This is a genomic window from Trichocoleus sp. AS-A1 (genome assembly GCF_039962015.1).
Classification (GTDB): domain Bacteria; phylum Cyanobacteriota; class Cyanobacteriia; order Cyanobacteriales; family FACHB-T130; genus FACHB-T130.
Map to the genome: position 1 here is coordinate 1 of NZ_JAMPKG010000005.1, position 17,959 is coordinate 17,959.

A 17,959-nucleotide genomic window follows, 5' to 3' on the forward strand; every position below is an offset into this window, starting at 1 on the left:
AGCATTTTTAACAGATGGGGCTTTTTAACAAGAGTGACCCCATCTTTTTTTACCGCAACTTGGCTTCAGGAGCGCTTGCACTAGGCTTTTGACGGGGTTGTCACCCCGTGAGGGCTATGATGCCGACGAGCGGGTGATTGACCGACTCAAGGCTGAAGGCAAGACTGCCGTGATTCCGCAACGTCGCAACCGCACGACGTTGCGAGTCTACGACACTCATTTGTACAAAGCCCGTCAAGGGAATTGAAAACTTTTTTGCCAAACTCAAGCAGTATCGAGCGATTGCAACGCGCTACGACAAGCGTGCGGTTAACTTTCTCGGTGCGGTTCACCTCGCTGCTGCGGTCATCAGGTTGAATTGATGACACGTCCTGTAACTATGTATTTTTTTACATGAATTAATTTTTAGGATTTTGCATAAAACTTTGGCTTTTTAAGTTGAGTAATAGATAGAACGAGGGAAAGGAAGGTTAACCCTCAGTTCAGACTACAAGTCTAAAAGAGGCTCTAGAGAGATACGAGAATTAATTCCAGGCTCTCTTAGAGTACAACCGGCAATCAGCACTTAAGGAGAGTAATCCATGCGTCATTTATTATCCCCCCGCCGATCTTTTTATCATCGCCTTGTGACTGTTCCAAGTGTGATAGTGGTTGTGTTCAGTGGACTAATTGGTAGTGTGCCTGAAGTCAAAGCTCAAACTTCAAACTCATCAACAAATGGATGCAGCTATGTACCAGACAGGGTGTTGGGTGTGTTCAGCTTCGGGCAGGCTTGCAACAACCATGACATTTGTTACAGCAGCGGGTCGGGTATTTCTAGAAAGGTATGCGATGACAGATTTCTACAAGAAATGCAGCAATACTGTAACAACACCTATAGTTGGTACAACCCTCAGCGCTGGCCTTGCCGAGGCTTAGCTAGAACATATTATGAGGCCGTAAAGCAGTTTTCTAAGTCCTACTATAACGGCCAAGCTTGCATCTATGGCTACGTTTGGCGTGAAGCTATTCCTGGCGATCGCGTGTGCGTAACCCCAGAAACTCGTTCGCAAACCGCCTATGACAACAGCCAAGCTGCTGCCCGCAGAAATCCAAACGGTGGCGCTTACGGATCTGATACTTGCATCTATGGTTACGTTTGGCGTGAAGCTTTTCCTAGTGACCACGTGTGCGTAACCCCAGAAACTCGCTCCCAAGCTGCCTATGACAACACCCAGGCTGCTGCCCGTCTCGATAACAGCTAACGACGCAAAGAGCTAGAGCGCCGATTCAGCGATCCAGCATATGGAAAAATGGGCAATTGGACGCTCATCACCAACGGAAAATCGAGGTTTTGATTATTAACGAACCGACGCTCTAGTGAATTCGCATCTGCTTATGCAGCGATTCTAAAGCTGACAGGACAAAGTTCTTAGGAAATAGAGAAGTCGTCTGAAGTCAACGTTCCCTCCAATACGATTTTTCAGCGACATGACTCACAAAGTTAATTGGTCGTGCAATGAATAAAACTGGCAAAACTGTCTACAACGCCAAGGTTAACTATGAAGTTCTTGGGAACAACAGTGTGATTGAGCGGGTTTCCATCTTCACTGAGCCACCGGCACTTAGCCCAGGTCAAACTGCCATAGTCCTGACTTTTATGCCGAATAACCGCAATGTGAGGACAACATCCGTTAAATGGAACGAGAAAGAATAGCAGAGAAAGTTGCTCGCACTCCGGAGCAAACCTTAAAGTCATTCCACATCGCTGTTTATTTTTGGGAGCAAAACAATGCAAACCCTTACTATTTCATCCGCTTGGGCTAAGCTGAAGAATCGTGAAATCACCTGCGAGTCAGCCCTGAATCTATTGGTAAATGAGCGAGGACTTGTTAACTTTGAAAGACTCGATTCAGAAGTTAGTCATCGATTTTTCCGTGAATTTCCTTCTCGCAAGGCTTTGCCTCCTGTAATTCCCTTATTGCTCTGGCGCAACTGTTATTTCCTGGGTAGCTCAGTTACTTTTTCAGATATTGATATCAAAAAACTGAGCGATCGCACTCTCACAGATATCAAAATTATTCCTATTTCCGAGAAGAGCTATCGTGCTTGGTTCCTTACCCAAAATTTCAACGCTGACTCGATCAGCGCATCAACACTCATTAACCCTCTCACAGGAGAGGCAGAGCAAGAAGACATCAGCGAAGTCACAGAACTGTATCTCTCTAAAGCCGCTGACCAAATTAGTCGGATTAAAACCCTCCTTTCCGCTGCTTTGCGTAACCGAGTCAGCGATATTCATCTAGAACCTACGCTAGAGGGGTTAAGAGTCCGCTATCGCATTGATGGCATTCTGCGAGATATTACCACCCTACCACCAGAAATTAGCCGCAAAGCGATCGTTGCCCTCAAAGTCATGTCTAACATGGACATCTCGGAAAGCCGCCGTCCTCAAGATGGTCGAATTGGAGAGAAGTATGCCTCTAGCCAAGATACAGAAGTCAAACTGGATATGCGTGTCAGTCTTCTCCCTTGCGTCGGTGGCGAGAAAGCCGTGATTCGTTTACTTCCGCAGCAGAATCCCTTTTCTGATATCGAAAGCTTGGGATTTTCCAAAAAAACTCTGGCAACTTACAAGAGATGGTTAAAGCAGCCCCAAGGCATGATTATATTTACAGGCCCCACTGGGTCGGGTAAAACCAGTAATCTCTACACCAGTCTGCAAGCGGTAGCCACAGAACACGTCAACGTCGTCACGGTGGAAGACCCCGTGGAGTACGTAGTACCCCGCATTACCCAAACCCAGGTACATGAAGCAGCGGGCATGACCTTTGCATCTGGCTTACGAGCGATTTTGCGCCAAGATCCAGACATTATTATGGTGGGGGAAATCCGGGACTGCGAAACGGCTGAGACAGCAATACGGGCGGCGCTCACCGGACATTTGGTGCTGACTACTCTGCATACTAATGATGCCGCAAGTGCGATTCCCCGCCTAAAAGATATTGGGCCAGATCCAGGTTTAATCAGTGATGCTCTTTTGGGGATTGTAGCTCAGCGCTTAGTCCGTAAAGTCTGCCCTCACTGTGCAGAACATTACACGCCGACTGAGGAGGATTTACGGGTACTCGCTTTGTCGTTAGAGCAGGCTAATCCCCAAGCATGGCGGCGTGGTCGTGGCTGTAGTGCGTGTTTCAATTCTGGCTATCTGGGGCGAGAAGCGGTGATTGAGCTGCTCGACGTTGATGACACTGTGCGGCAGATTATTTACGAAGGTACAATGAGCCAATTGCAACGCTACCTCAGCCAAATCAATTTTGATTCGTTCCGAGTGGCGGCGATTGAGAAGGTAACAACCGGAGTAACGACTGTGGCAGAAGTGCTGCGAGTTTTGCCTCGTAGCGCTTTGTATCGCAAGTCTTGGGTGGAACTGGAAGCCGTTCCTTCAGGCGGTTTAATGTCTTTTAAAAACCCGTTGCCATCTGAAAATTGTCTTTTAAAGGAGCTTGCCCATCCATGACAAGTTAAGGTTATGAGCGGTTTGTCAAGCAGGTAGTCTTATCGCTTTTTAGCAATCGTCAACAACCAGAAGCAAAAACGTCGGTTTATCTTGTCAGAAAAACATCCGCTCTGGTAAGGGCGGGAAAAACCGGATGGTGTATCTGCCTAGTAGTTGAATACGATTCGTGTCACTGACCGAACTAATCAGAGGTACTTGAGCAAGTCCTTCCAATCCTACAGATTTCAAAAGTTTTGCCCAAGCATTTTTCACTTCAGTATTTTGTGGCTCAGACAGATAGCGGTTAGCTAAATTGGTCAGTTCATCGTGCCAAATGACTTGGTTCTCAAGATTAGGGGTTTGCGGAACTCTTGTCACCCAACCATCCAGCTCTATGTCGTCTTCAGGCGTCTCATTCGGAGTGCAACGAACAATAAAGCGCCAATGGTAGCTTTCATTAAGTTTTAGAGAGGATTTTGGACTTGGCGGTAAGGGAATACCAATCACTCCTGGTATTTTAGTTAGTTGCACAGAAGTTCGGTAGAAGGTTTTCGTCTCATTCCGATCGTGCAGTGAAAACTCGATCGAATGTACGTCATCGGGAACATCAGGAATATAAAACCAAAAAACTGGATGCTCGGAAGTCGTTAAACTTTGAGTAGTTTTTTCAGGTATCAAGGCAGTAAGCTGTTGCTCTGTCTGCTTGCAGGCTCCACCACGGCTTCCCCCAGGTGTCGCTATCCGATTATTATCAGGTGTGCCAGTATTGGGTGCTTCTATCAAGCCAGCGATCGCTTGCGAACTGTATTGTGTCCATAACAGTGCAAGGTTGCTGGTAAAGCTAGCGATCGCTAAAACAGTAATAAACGCAAGTTTCATTTTTGGTAGGTTTTTCATCGCTTTACTCCACAATGGAACGATGAGTATTTAGGAGTGCCTTCTGGTGCTGGGTTGGAATTGAAGGGCAGGTGTTAGAAAAGCTCCTTGGTAGGAGGCTCGCAGCGCCGCCTGTGAGCATCAAAGCTAATGTCGCCGGGACAAAAGACAACCAACCACCTTGTAGTAAGAAAACCCAGCACAGTCCATACAAGACAGTGACAGAGATGCAAATCGTCAGAACTAGGAGTAGTGGCGATCGCGCTTTGCTATGGCTTCGCGATCGCACTATCCAAACAACTATTCCACCTGTCAGCGACCAAACCCAGACCCAGAGAACATCGCCCCATTGAGGCAACCACCAAATTAGAGGGCGTTTATCCAGAACTGCACTCAAAATTTGACTCACCAGATGGGCATGAACTTCCAGCCCTCGCATTCTGCCATAAGGAGTGTCGTGATAGTCTTGAATGCTGGCAGCCGTAACACCGATTAGAACCACCCGGTTCCTCACCCACTGTGATTCTAACTTCCCAGTTAATACATCCTTAACGGTTACTCGCTGGGCAATTCGGGGAGTAGCGCGGTAATTAATCAACACCTGATTTCCTCGCGCATCCAAGTTTTGATACCCGCCGCTACGAGATTCTAAACGTTTGAAGACAACGCTACCAAATTGCCAATTTTTATCTGGAGTCGTTGTTGCTGAAATGCCCTTGGCTTCCAGATATCGGTAGGCAAGTTGCAGACTAAAGGAATAGGGTGTGTCGCAAGGTGAAAAAGAAGATATCGGGTTTGGCGTTCGGGATTGGAGATGACGACGAACGGTGTTGCCTTGGGGGTCATTTTCTAAGTCATTAAAGCCAACTTGTTCTGCTGGACTGTTGGGTGGGGGTGCAACAGCGTCTTCTTGGCTGGTTCCGAGCGTGCATACAGTAAAGAGACGTTGATTCTGCTGCAAATGGGCAACCAGTGACTCGTGACCCGGCGGTACGGGTTGGTCGCGAAAGATATCAAGACCAATCGCTATCGGTTGATAACGATCTAGTTTTTCAATGACCTGAGCTAGGATGGCGTCGGGTAGGGGATACTGGTATTGACGAATATCTGCTTCATCCGCTCCTACAAGCAGAATCCGAGAATCTGCCGGTTCGGAAGGACGTTGGCGTAGTAGCTGGTCATAGCTCTCTAACTCCCATCTTTGCATTACTCCGAGCGATCGCATCCCCATCACTAAACCAGTGACAACCAAACTCGTTGCGAAGACAGTTCGCAAACCTCGCCACAGAGGTAAGGTTGGACGGCTAACTTCTTGTGCAGATTCGGGCAACTCAGGCCAAAAGAGAGGCATAGCTGCCGGATTTTGGCAGATTACTGGCAACCAACTGGCACAGGGAAAATCATTCTCAAAACCTTGCAGTCGCTGTCGCGCTTCCCGCACCGCCCGATAGAGAGGTTTGCCACTGGCAAAGCTGTCCAGAAAATACTTCAAAAATGCTTGTGCCACTAGGTCTGGCACTGGTTCTCGCATGACAATTAGTTGCGGGATATGCAGCGATTCTAGCTCCCGCGCTAATCCCAAACCATCACAGGAATTGAAAATAGCCAATTGCAACCCATTTGCAACCGCTTTTTTTAAGCCATATCTGAGTTCGTCAAGGGTTAAGCTATCCGTTGGGTTGAGATAAATCCGCCCTCTTTCACCCTCAGTTTGACTGTGACCCGCGAAAAATAGAATATCCCAGGATTGTTCCCAAAGCCGGTCGTTTAAATTTTGGCGTTGCGGTTCTACCAGAAAGGTTGTTGCTGCGCCGGGTAAATTCTCTAGCTGTTTTCGGTCTTCCTCAACTTGAATGCCTTCACTATTACCTAAAATCGCTAGGATTCTAAATTGGTCTTTATAGCTGGGCGTTTGAATTTGGGGGGGTCGTTCGTACTGTAGGGTACTGAGTCCAATTTCAGCAAAGCTGTAGCGTTCCAACAAATCCCACTGATGCCAGGGAATCTGCCATATCTGCTGGTTTTCGGCACGAATTAGCACCCGCGCCTCGTCGGAGGTGCTGACTTTTTCTAGCCACTTCTCGCGGATCGAGAAAAATGATTCGGCTTTGAGCCAAGTATTCAAGCGATCGCGCAACTCTAAAGCTTGGTTGCGGCACTCTTCCTTCTCTTTTTTGAGGGAACCATCAATCCTGGCTGATTTGGCTTTCAGGACGCGGGTAGCTTTCCCCAAGCCGCGATAGGTTGACTGCCAGCCGCTATACTGTACGGCAAGTTCGGGGGCACTGGGTAACTTGCCAGTAATTTCTGTTTCGGGGCGATCGCCTTCTGTTCCAATCTCCAGCGTTACCCGAAAGCCGGAGTTGAAATCGCCATCTAGTTTGAGGACAATTAACTTGCTCATTAGTCATTAGTCCTTAGCCAAGGGTCAAGACTGAACTTCTCACTTGTTACCCTCAGATGACAAAATTCTCTGTTACGCTAACATCACCCACAGCTACCTTAACTCCAAAATGGTCTCCCGGCTCGCCATCAAATTCTAATTGAATACTCTTATTGTCGCTTCTGGCACGGGCGTCGATGACGGTTTCTCCATCCTCATCCATTACCATTAATTGCAAATTTGAAGGCAGATACATTTGACCTTTTGGGGGCTGCACCTCTACGCTAATATTTATTTCCTGCTCGGATTGTTCTGTAAGCATGACAATCGCAACTACAGATTGACCCGGCGTTCCCAATTCAATCAACTTGCACCGCTTGACTTCAAGAGCATTTCTAAAGCTAAAAGCTAGTTCTGTGGGTGGCGGGTTTAAAAGCGTTTCCACAGCTTGCCAACCAGCTTCAAAGATATTTTCAAACCATTGGCTCAGTTTTACCAAGGGTTTGATTTTATTCAAGTATCTGGGTAACTCGGATAGCGATCGCAACTGGCTCAAAGGTATCTCGGAAGCAGCCACTTCCACAAATCCCAGCAGTGTTGCTTCCCTCAACGATTCGGAAAGATGCACCGCAACATAACCAATCCGTTCCTCCCGAACTTCTGCCGGAATGCGGACAAACTCTGCATCTGACAACACGGGTCTGCACTCTAACTTACCGCGATTTTTTACCACTAAATCGGCAACATCCATTAGCATCTGCATCACCGGATCTGAACTGGCACTCTGTTCTAAATCCGTTTCAAATCCCCGGCACTCTAGGTAAACGTTCACGGCATACACTGCCAAGGTATTGAGATAAACCTGTTTGGCTTTATCAGGTTTGGATTGATAGCGTCGAAATTGTTCTGCTCGCGCATGAGCTGACAAAGCTAGCGGAACCGTGAAAGTCCAAGCATCTATTTCGGAATTCATAATCAATTGATTTACGCTCATTAGTATCGCACCTCATCAAGAAAAACAATTGGTTCTAGGCGTATTGCTTGAACTTAGGGCGAAATTTTTCACAACAACGCTGAAAGAAACAACTCAGAGTTGGCAGCGGAATTTTTAATTCTGCTGAGATTTCTTCCCAACTTTTACCTGAAAATCTTGCTAAGGCTATCGCTGAAAAGTTAGCATCCGGTCTATTTCTAATATGCGTCTGCTTGAAAATTTTTTCACGATCTTCTTCTAGGCATTCGCGCACTTTTTCAAACAAAGAATCTGGTTCGTCTGACTGTACTATATATTCCAATTCGTTCAGTGAAGGTAGCTCCTTAGTATTCGGTTCTCTAAATTCACGGCAACAGTCTATAAATACCCTATCTAGTCGAAAATTAACCCAGTTCATAAATTTTTTATCGCCCCGCTCTGGGTCGTAATTGCCAATGTGTCGGCAGACATAGGTCAAAGTTTTATTAACGGCTTCATCATAAAGCAGGTTATAAAACTGAGCAGAAAAGCTGGCGCGATGTGGGCGGCAAAGCTTGCCCGATAGCCGAATTGCCTCAACCAGTTCCCCTAAAGCTTGCTGCCGTAACTCTGTATCGGGCGGGTATCCTTGGGCAACAAGCGCTAACTGTTTGAGTTGAGTATCAACCAAGATTGTTCTAAAAGCTAGATCCCGCAAGGGATTTGCCCATTCCCTCACGGTCATCTGTTTTGGATTGTATTGGTTGAGTTGTTCGCCAACATGGTGCAATAGCTGCTGTCGGACTTGCTGGTAAATTTCCTGATAAATGCCCAATAGAGGTTTACTTGCAAGCGAACGGCAAATTTTGCGCGATCGCAGTATTTCATCAACCAACTGAGTTAAAGCCAACTGTCGCGCCTCAGTCTGAGGGGCGTGCCGTTGCGCTTCTGTTACTAGCTTCTCAAGTCGCTCATCCATAGTCTTGAAAGTACCACTAGAATCGCAACTCGTTAATACAACGTTCACCATTGTTGAAAGTTTCTCCTTCTACCCAGGTGAAGCACCAATTTGACGATCGGGGTGTGTCTGATGAACCAAAAGGCGTCTCGCTAAGTGCATGGTTATCGTACTGAGAATTAGAAACCTTTAATGGTTACTCAGTCTAAACAGTCAGAATTTTATGCATTTTGTTACACAAATTAACTTTTATGATTTTGCATAAAACTTTGGCTTTTTGAGCTGAGTTATAGACAGAAGACAGAAGGACGCTTTGAATAAGTGCCACTATAAAACTAGGAACAAAGACAATGACGGAATACTTTAATGGCAGTTCTGGAGACGATTACGAAAATTACATGGGGCCTGATTCCCTTATTGCCTATGGTAAAGGCGGAAATGACTTCATCTGGGGAAATGATGGCAATGATTTTCTGAATGGGGATGAGGGGAACGACACGCTGCGAGGCTGGAATGGCAATGACTGGCTGTATGGTGGTACAGGCAACGACCAGCTATATGGCGAGGCGGGTAATGACTTTCTAAATGGTTATCTTGGACAATCTTCTAATGAGAGTGACACTCTCACTGGCGGGACTGGAGCGGATATATTTGGGCTTGGTTACAACGGTTCTTATTCTCAGATTGGTTATTTAGACCAAGGTTTTGCTACCATCACTGACTTTAACTCACAGGAGGGCGACAAGATTCGGCTTGGTGGTAGTATTAGCAACTATTCGCTTGATCAAACCCAGAACTGGGGTGGCAGCTCACAACTTGATACTGGTATTTACTACAGTGGCAACTTGATTGCCGTTGTACAGGATACTAGCAACTTTGCACTCCAATCACCTTATATTCTGATTTAGGTTGATGGGTTTTAGGCACTGCTCTATAACAATTTAGGTGGCTCTCCCGTACTTCGGATGATTATCCGAAGTACGGGAGAGTCCTTCTTTCGCACTAAATCTGACCTAATTGTTACCTCGTTAGTTCAATCTTTTTAGCAGATTTATCATTTGTTATTGTTGGGTGGGAGCCGCCCTCTAATTTTCCGCTTTGGGAGTACCCTCGCCAGTCAACTACAACACCACTGTAGAGTCCCACTGGGACTCCGCCCCAGCATGAGTTTTGTTTAATTTGCAAGCTAGCTACTTACGCCCAGCAAGCGCTATGACATTTGCGTAAGTCCTGTCTTCTGTAAACACTAGATACAGGCTGACCATGACCAATAGGCGGACGACAACTTTTGCGCGATCACAGTATTTCATCAACCAACTGAGTTAAAGCCAACTGTCGCTCCTCAGACTGAGGGGCGTGCCGTTGCGCTTCTGTTACTAGCTTCTCAAGTCGCTCATCCATAGTCTTGAAAGTACCACTAGAATTGCAACTCGTTAATAGAACGTTCACCATTGTTGAAAGTTTCTCCTTTTAACCAGGTGAAGCACCAATTTGACGATCGGGTTGTGTCTGATGAACCAAGGGGCGTCACGCTTTTAATCAGAAGCCTCCGATTGTTACTCAGTCTTAACAGCCAGCAATTTTGCATTTTTTACATAAATTAATATTTGCGATTTTGCATAAAACGCTGGCTTTTTGATTTGAGTTACAGACAGAAAGAGGGCTTTTGAAGCTTAACCCTCAGTTAAACACCAACCATAACCATCACTTTGGAAAATCAGGAGAAACGAAAATGGCTACTATCTACGGCACCACTGGAAATGATACAAAAAATGGAACTTCGGCAGATGATACTATCTATGGCTGGGCGCAAGGTGGTAATGCCAATAGTACGTCTGGCAATGACATACTGAATGGCAAGGCTGGTAACGACAAATTGTATGGTGGGACGGGTAGTGACAGCCTCTACGGTGAAGGAGGCAATGACACCCTTGATGGTGGTATAGGTAACGACATTCTTAAAGGTGGTACAGGCAACGATACTTACATTGTTGACAGCACTAGCGATACCATCACTGAAAATTTTGGTGAAGGAACCGATACTGTTAAATCTTCTGTCAGCTTCACTCTGGGCGCTAACCTTGAGAATCTAACCTTGACAGGTAGCAATGCTATTAACGGCACAGGCAACGGACTCAATAACACGATTACAGGTAACAGCAAGAACAACTCTATATATGCAGAAACTGGAAACGACACTGTTTATGCGGGAGCAGGCGATGACTACGTAGATGGCTGGGAGGGTAATGACACGCTATATGGCGAGGCAGGTAATGACTCTCTAGTTGCTTGGAAGGGTAACGACTATCTCTATGGCGGGGATGGTAACGACTGGCTCGATGGTTCTTATGACAACGACATCTTGTATGGCGGTAACGGTGACGACATCCTTGGTAATAGTGTCGTCCCGGAGCCTGGCGACGACATCATGTATGGCGGTGCTGGCTACGATGCTCTGTATGGCGGCGATGGGAATGACTCTCTCTATGGTGAAGCTAATGATGACTTCCTCTACGGTGGTGCGGGCAACGATATCCTCAATGGCTTTTACAGCGATATTGATACTGAGTGTGACTCGCTCGAAGGCGGCGCTGGTGCAGACCTCTTCGTACTCGGTAATACCTCAGGTGCCTTCTACCAAGATGCGATAGGCTACGCAGCAATCACGGATTTTGACTGGAGTCAAGGCGATAAAATTCAAGTTTTCGGCAGTGCAAGTGACTATAGCCTTCAGTTTAATAGCGACTTGAATGGGCTTGATATCTTATATCAAGGCGAACAGATTGGTCTTGTGAAAAACACCTCTGATGTCGTCATTTCTGAAGACTTTGTTTTTGTTTAAAAACTGCTGTAGGATTTGACCACACTAATAAAACTGGGGATTAATATACTTTTAATCTCCAGTTATGTGCAAGAAAAAGTTATCGAGCTTTTCCTAAAGCGATCGCAATAGAGCCAGATATTACAAAAATCGCCCCTACCACGCCTAAAACAGTCAGGCGTTCCGGTGCAATGAGGGTGGGCAGAAACATTGACACCGCTGATACAGAGATTAAGGTGACAATGGGAGTTGTTGCTAATACTGCACTCACCCGCGATGCTTCCCAGTGTTCCAAAGATTCAGCAAAAGCACCGTAAGCGATGATGGTATTCAAAGCACAGAAAAGCAGCATTCCTAAATGTAAAGGATTCAGCGTGAGAATGGGTTGAGGTGCGGCAAAAGGGCTAAACAAAATCGCACAGCCTCCATAAATCAGCAGCATAATATTTGAAGATGGTAATTTTTGCAAAAGCTGCTTTTGCGCTAAAGCATAAATCGCCCAGGTTACTGCGGCAAAAAAGATTAATCCGCAGCCGATTAAATATTTACCTTGTGCTGTAATTAAGTTGGCTAATTGTTCGTGAAAGAACAGCGCAAATCCTAGGGTGAGTACGCTTAAACCCGCCCATTGACGTAGAGTATAACGTTCTTTGAAAACAACCAATCCTCCTAAACCCATTAAAACTGGAGCGAGTTGAATTAGGACTTGGGCGTTAGCGGGTGAAGTTTGGTGTAAACCTTGTAGGAAAAGGATATAGTTAATTGCCAAGAATATAATTGCGATCGCTAACAACCCCAGCGGCATTGAGCGCAATTTTTCGACAGGTGGTAGTTGCTTGCGTGCGGCTAAATAAATGGCTAGCAGCCCAAAGGATACCAAAAAGCGAAACCAAGTGACGGTGTAAACATCGAGTACCTGTAGCGTTACCGTCAGGGCAATGGGCAGAATTCCCCACAAAAATACAGTCACAAGCGATAAGGCTAGCCCTAATCGCCATCTACCGGAACTAGAGTGAAGTGGCATTGGTATATTCTGATGAAAAGGGAAAAGGAGCGATACGTTTTGTGCCGCACGCTCCTACAATCTTTCCTTAGTGTGTTTGCTGTTGACATCTAATCTTCGACCATTTCCAGCAGTTCGGCTTCACTCAGTTGGGTGATTCCCAAAGCTTCAGCCTTTTCTAACTTGGAACCGGCATCTTCCCCCACCAGTAAGTAGTCGGTTTTGGCGCTAACGGAACCCGTAACTTTACCACCGGCTTTTTCAATCAACGCTTTCGCCTCGTCGCGCTTCAAAGTCGGCAGCGTACCAGTAATTACAAAGGTTTTGCCTTGTAGGGGCGAGGGAACGCTTCTACTTTCTGCGGATGGGGTTTCTACCTCGGCGGCGAGTTGCAAACCCGCTGCTTTCAGTCTGTCAATTAACGTTTGATTCGCCGGGACTTGAAACCAATCATAAACAGCGTGGGCAATTTCTGGGCCAATGCCGTACACTGCTTCAATATTCGCTGCGGATGCCGTAGCGAGTTGCTCAACGGTGGTGAATTTTTGAGTTAAAGTTTGGGCATTGACACTGCCGACGTGACGAATCCCCAAACCGTATAATACCCGCGACCAAGGCTGAGTTTTTGAGTGCGCGATCGCATCCACCAATTTCTGGGCTAACTTCTTACCCATCCGTTCCAAAGTTCCCAACCTATCAGCGGTTAAATCGTATAAATCTGCAACCGAATTCACCACTCCTTTATCCACCAACTGGTGCATTAATTTTTCGCCCATGCCGTTAATATCCAGTGCATTACGGCTTGCCCAGTGAACCAGCGCCCCTTTGAGAATGGCGGGACAAGAAGCATTCACGCAGCGCGTTACCGCCTCATCAACAGGTTTTACCACTGGCTGATTGCACACCGGGCAACAGGTGGGCATTTGGAAGGGTTGAGTTCCCTCTGGGCGGAGTTCTGGCAGTACGCGCACCACTTCGGGAATGATTTCTCCGGCTTTGTGGATAATCACCGTATCGCCAATCCGAATATCAAGCGATCGCACATAATCAATATTGTGCAATGTGGCTCTTTGTACGGTTGTCCCAGCTAATTGCACTGGCTGCAACTCTGCCAACGGCGTCAGCGCCCCCGTTCGCCCCACATTGATAGAAATATTTTCCACTCGCGTTGGTGCCTCTTCCGCTGCGTATTTCAGCGCCACTGCCCAGCGGGGAAACTTTTGCGTAAATCCTAGCTTTTCCTGAAGCGGAATCGAATTGAGCTTCACGACGACCCCATCGGTCATATAGGGTAGATTTAATCGCCCTGTATTCCACTCGTCATAATAATCCCGAACATCTTCTAAAGACTGGCAAAGCTTGCGATTGGGATTCACCTTAAATCCCATTTGTTGCAGCAATTCCAACGATTCCCACTGAGTTCGGGCAACCTCAGCATCATTCTTCCCAGGAATTTGCAACGTATAGGCAAAGAAATCCAGCCGCCGCTTTGCCACAATCCGAGAATCTAATTGCCGCAAGGTTCCCGCCGCTGCATTACGAGGATTGGCAAATAACTGATCGCCAGCTTGCTGCCGTTCCTGATTAATTTGCTTAAACACATCTAAGCCTAAAAACGCCTCGCCGCGCACTTCTACGTGAGTGGGAGGGTTTTCTAAATTCAATCGCAAGGGAATAGCGCGAATTGTCCGCACATTCTGAGTAATATCTTCCCCCGCGATGCCATCCCCCCGCGTGGTTCCTCTCACCAAGATGCCATTTTCATAGGTGAGTGCGATCGCAGAACCGTCAATTTTCAACTCCGCGACATATTCAAAAGTATTGAGTTCGGGAACTTGTCGCCGCCATCGTTCCTGCCATTTGGCAAATTCCTGAATATTAAAGGCATTTTCCAAACTATAGAGAGGGATATTGTGCCGCACCGAGGAAAACTGAGTTGCCGGTTTCTCACCCACGCGCTGAGTGATGCTGTCCGGTGTTACCAGTTCTGGATACTGGGCTTCTAAGTCTTGCAGTTCCCGATACAGCCGGTCATAGATGGCATCCTCCATGATGGGAGCATCCTGGACATAGTAGGCATAACTGGCTTTGTCCAACAACTGTCGCAGTTCCTGTACCCGCTGCTTGACTGCCTCTGTCACTTCCACAGCATCCATCCCTACTTAAAACTCTATCTGTTTCCGCTTTTAGTCTAACTGCCATCACCAGATATAGAACGGCTCTCAATGGATTTCAACACAACCGGAACCTTGCCCCCAGCTCCCTCTCCGCTTTTCGAGAGCCAAGGTGGTTTCATACAGTCACAGAAAATATCGAGGCATTGCGACATTTAGTAGGGGCATAAACACGCCCCTACTAAGTGAAAGAGGAGAGGGAATTTATTGTTGAAAGAATTTTAGAGCGCGATCGCTTAGCCTTATCTGACGCGAAACCTCTCACTTCGTATCAGCAGGCGATTTTTGTATTTAAACTTCATATTTCTAGTTTGCGGAGTTTATCCAAATCAGGTTGAAGTATTCCAATAACAATCCTGTTAGTCGGAATCGTGACTAAGCAAAATTACGAATTTTTCTTACAGCGATTCTCGCTAAATCCGCAAAATCCACAATGCTATTTGTGGATATGTCAATAACAATCACAAGAAGTAATAATCTGAGGAAAAATTTAAATGTCTGAAAGAAGACCAAATCGTATAGTTCCTATTATTGTTGGTACTGCCGTTGTGGTAGCGGGAGGCATCGGTACTTATCTTTATTTGAAGGGTGCTTTTAGCGATGCAACCAGCCCTCTTGCAAGTGCCAAAGTAGTGCCAGATGAAGCATTAATGGCGGGTTTTGTCTCCACCGATCCGAAAAACTGGGCGCAATTGCAACAGTTTGGGACTCCGGAAGCCCAAAAATTGGTTGATAAAGGGCTGAAGGATTTCAACAAAGAGATGTTGGCTGAATCCAACATCAATTATGAAAAAGATGTTAAGCCTTGGCTGGGTAGCGTGATGTTTGCCGTTCTGCCATCACCGACTGTAAAACCGGCACAAGCGACACCTCCAAAATCGTCACCGGAAGTCCGGATGTTAATGGTGGTCGGCGTCAAAGACAAAGTAGGTGCTTTAAGTTTTGCAAATAAGCTGAAAGCCAAGAAAGCTGGAACCAAACAAATAGATTACAAAGGCATCAAAATAGAGGAAACCACAGATAAAAGTGGCAAAACCTACACAGCTTTATTAGACAGTCATTTAGTGATGTCCGATGAAAAAGAAGCAGTGCAACTCGCCATTGATACCTTTAAAGGACAACCTTCATTTGCTAGCAAAGCAGGTGCAGCCAGCCTTCTGACTAAGGGTGTAGACGTACAAAACTCCATCGCTCAATTCTATATCCCCGATTATGCGGGGACGGTGCAGCAAGCACTGGCAAATAATCCGAATACGCCCCCGCTTCCTCCAGAAACCCTAAAGCAGTTAAAGGCTGTGCAGTCGGTGGTGATGGGTGTTGGGATTGATAATGCTGGTGTGAGGATGAAGGCGATCGCAAAGGTAGATCCCTCGGTAATGAAAGTTCAGTACAAGGCTTCTCCTGGCAAAGTCGCGTCTCAACTTCCGGCTGAGACAATTGCCCTCATCGCTGGAAATGGAATCAGCCAAACTTGGGCAACGGTTGTCGAACAATCCAAAGCCGATCCCCAAGCCCAGCAGGGGTTTGACATGGCAAGACAGCAACTCAGACTCGTCAATCTTGACCTAGATAAAGATATCTTCGGATGGATGGATGGAGAATTTGCTCTCGCGGCGATTCCATCGACCAAGGGAATCTTAGCACCCGTTGGATTTGGTGGAGCTTTGGTATTTCAAACCAGCGATCGCAAAACGGCTGAAGCCACCTTTAACAAACTGGATGCGATCGCTAAAGGAAACTCAATCACCGTAGCGCCTAGAAAAATTCAGGGTAAAACCGTTACCGAATGGCAAATGCCGCAACAAGGCGCTTTCTTAGGGCATGGTTGGATAGATGAAAACACGATGTATGTGGCGATTGGTGGTCCCATCGCCGATGTCATGGCAAACAAGCCCAGCCAGCCTTTGGACAATAGCACATCTTTTAAAACGGTCACGGGGTCTTTGCAGAAGCCAAACGCAGGCTATTTTTACCTCGACATGGACAAAACCATGTCTTTGGTGAATCGCCAGCTACCACCAGCACAAAAGAGTTCCATCACGCCTGAAACCACTGCAATTCTGAATTCCATGCATGGTATTGGTTTGACGGTTACTCAACCAGACGCATCAACGGGTCAAGTTGAGGTGTTACTTGCACTCAAGCCTAAAACGGGCAAATAGGAAGTCGCTGGGAATAAGTAATTGGTAATATTCTTGAAGGGTGGGCAATGCCCACCCTTCAAGCTTTGGTGGGATGAAAGCTCATCCTACTGAGACATCTTTATTCAGAATTGGAAATGGGTCACAAGGTCATTTGTTACTTACGATTACCCATTACCCATTACTCATTACCTATTACCTTATGACTACCACAGTAAATACTGAACTTGGATTATCTTCACGCTTGGTAAACGGATTGCTCGCGATTAAACCATTAGCCAATCTAGCCAAGCAGCAAGCGCGTTCTATGATGATCAAACGCGCCGAGAAGATTGGAGTGCCTTGGAGAAAGCAAGTACAGACGTTTTCACAATATGACTGGGAAAGTCATCTGGCTCAAGTAAAAAATCCCCAACTGACTTACCCAGAATATTACCTGCGATCGTTCCATGCCTACGACAACGGTAACTTAAGCTGGGAAGCCGCTTGGGAAGTAGAAGTTGCGGCTTATGCCGTTCACGCCGGAATTTGGCCTGATGCGGGGGCGCAAGGAGATGCCCGACTGCGCCAGAGTTATCTTGATATTCTCAAAAGCGAAATCGCTACTCAACCACAAGATATTTTAGATTTGGGATGCAGTGTGGGAATGAGTACGTTTGCCCTCCAAGATACTTATCCTCAAGCCAAGTTAACTGGATTGGATTTGTCGCCTTATTTTCTAGCAGTTGCCCAGTACCAATCCCAACAGCGCCAAAAACCGATTTCCTGGGTTCATACTGCTGCTGAATCTACAGGTTTGCCAGATGCCTCGTTCGATTTGGTTTCTATCTTTTTGATGTGCCACGAGTTGCCTCAGTCAGCAACTATGCAGATTTTCCGAGAAGTGCGGCGCGTACTGCGTCCCGGTGGCTGTTTGGCAATTATGGATATGAATCCTCAATCTGAGATTTATACCAAAATGCCGCCCTACATCTTGACATTGCTCAAGAGTACCGAGCCTTATTTAGATGAGTATTTTGCGTTAAATATTGAACAAGCGCTAGTAGATTCCGGTTTCACTACGCCGACAATCAGCCGCAATACTCATCGTCACCGCACGGTAATTGCCAAGGTGAAGCAGAATTAAAAATTCAACATTAACAAAGATTTTCTTTTTCGTTTCGCGCAAAGATG

At 46.4% G+C, this 17,959-nt stretch carries 13 protein-coding genes and 1 pseudogene; 8 read left to right on the top strand and 6 right to left on the bottom strand.

What is annotated here, in order from left to right:
* Positions 1–208 precede the first annotated feature (208 nt).
* The 4 genes and pseudogenes from NC994_RS05310 to NC994_RS05325 form a co-directional block, all read left to right on the top strand.
* Positions 209–362, top strand: a pseudogene (locus NC994_RS05310) (transposase); the annotation flags it as partial.
* A gap of 219 nt (positions 363–581) precedes the next feature.
* Positions 582–1,244, top strand: a complete 663-nt coding sequence (locus tag NC994_RS05315; RefSeq protein WP_190438451.1) for a phospholipase A2 — start codon at positions 582–584, stop codon at positions 1,242–1,244.
* Positions 1,245–1,498: 254 nt separating this feature from the next.
* The gene (locus tag NC994_RS05320) at positions 1,499–1,696 is read left to right on the top strand and encodes a hypothetical protein (RefSeq protein WP_190438454.1); all 198 of its coding nucleotides are present in this window, start codon (positions 1,499–1,501) and stop codon (positions 1,694–1,696) included.
* A 75-nt stretch (positions 1,697–1,771) separates the two neighbouring features.
* The gene (locus NC994_RS05325) at positions 1,772–3,499 is read left to right on the top strand and encodes a GspE/PulE family protein (RefSeq protein ID WP_190438457.1); all 1,728 of its coding nucleotides are present in this window, start codon (positions 1,772–1,774) and stop codon (positions 3,497–3,499) included.
* A gap of 93 nt (positions 3,500–3,592) precedes the next feature.
* On the opposite strand, the gene NC994_RS05330 is transcribed toward NC994_RS05325, so the two are convergent.
* Genes NC994_RS05330 through NC994_RS05345 form a run of 4 tightly spaced genes read right to left on the bottom strand, consistent with a single transcriptional unit; the run spans position 3,593 to position 8,668 of the window.
* Positions 3,593–4,375, bottom strand: a complete 783-nt coding sequence (locus NC994_RS05330) for a DUF928 domain-containing protein (protein WP_190438460.1) — start codon at positions 4,373–4,375, stop codon at positions 3,593–3,595.
* A 4-nt stretch (positions 4,376–4,379) separates the two neighbouring features.
* Positions 4,380–6,758, bottom strand: coding sequence for a CHASE2 domain-containing protein (locus tag NC994_RS05335; protein WP_190438462.1), 2,379 nt, complete (start codon positions 6,756–6,758; stop codon positions 4,380–4,382).
* Between the two features lie 52 nt (positions 6,759–6,810).
* Positions 6,811–7,731: a DUF1822 family protein gene (locus NC994_RS05340; protein WP_190438466.1), complete on the bottom strand. Its 921-nt coding sequence runs from the start codon at positions 7,729–7,731 to the stop codon at positions 6,811–6,813.
* Positions 7,732–7,765: 34 nt separating this feature from the next.
* Positions 7,766–8,668, bottom strand: a complete 903-nt coding sequence (locus tag NC994_RS05345) for a hypothetical protein (protein WP_190438469.1) — start codon at positions 8,666–8,668, stop codon at positions 7,766–7,768.
* Positions 8,669–8,997: 329 nt separating this feature from the next.
* Between NC994_RS05345 and NC994_RS05350 the strand changes: the two genes are divergently transcribed.
* Positions 8,998–9,555: a calcium-binding protein gene (locus tag NC994_RS05350; RefSeq protein ID WP_190438473.1), complete on the top strand. Its 558-nt coding sequence runs from the start codon at positions 8,998–9,000 to the stop codon at positions 9,553–9,555.
* Between the two features lie 824 nt (positions 9,556–10,379).
* A complete protein-coding gene (locus tag NC994_RS05355; protein ID WP_190438476.1) occupies positions 10,380–11,489 on the top strand; it encodes a calcium-binding protein in 1,110 nt (369 codons plus the stop codon).
* 79 nt (positions 11,490–11,568) lie between these two features.
* On the opposite strand, the gene NC994_RS05360 is transcribed toward NC994_RS05355, so the two are convergent.
* Complete coding sequence (locus NC994_RS05360; protein ID WP_190438480.1) at positions 11,569–12,492, bottom strand: DMT family transporter; 924 nt, start codon at positions 12,490–12,492, stop codon at positions 11,569–11,571.
* Positions 12,493–12,581: 89 nt separating this feature from the next.
* On the bottom strand, positions 12,582–14,627 hold the full coding sequence (ligA, locus tag NC994_RS05365) for an NAD-dependent DNA ligase LigA (protein WP_190438482.1): 2,046 nt from the start codon (positions 14,625–14,627) through the stop codon (positions 12,582–12,584).
* 512 nt (positions 14,628–15,139) lie between these two features.
* Here ligA and NC994_RS05370 point away from each other — a divergent pair.
* Both NC994_RS05370 and NC994_RS05375 read left to right on the top strand, forming a co-directional pair.
* Positions 15,140–16,807: a DUF3352 domain-containing protein gene (locus NC994_RS05370; protein ID WP_190438485.1), complete on the top strand. Its 1,668-nt coding sequence runs from the start codon at positions 15,140–15,142 to the stop codon at positions 16,805–16,807.
* A 181-nt stretch (positions 16,808–16,988) separates the two neighbouring features.
* Positions 16,989–17,912, top strand: a complete 924-nt coding sequence (locus tag NC994_RS05375; protein ID WP_190438488.1) for a class I SAM-dependent methyltransferase — start codon at positions 16,989–16,991, stop codon at positions 17,910–17,912.
* Positions 17,913–17,959: the final 47 nt, after the last annotated feature.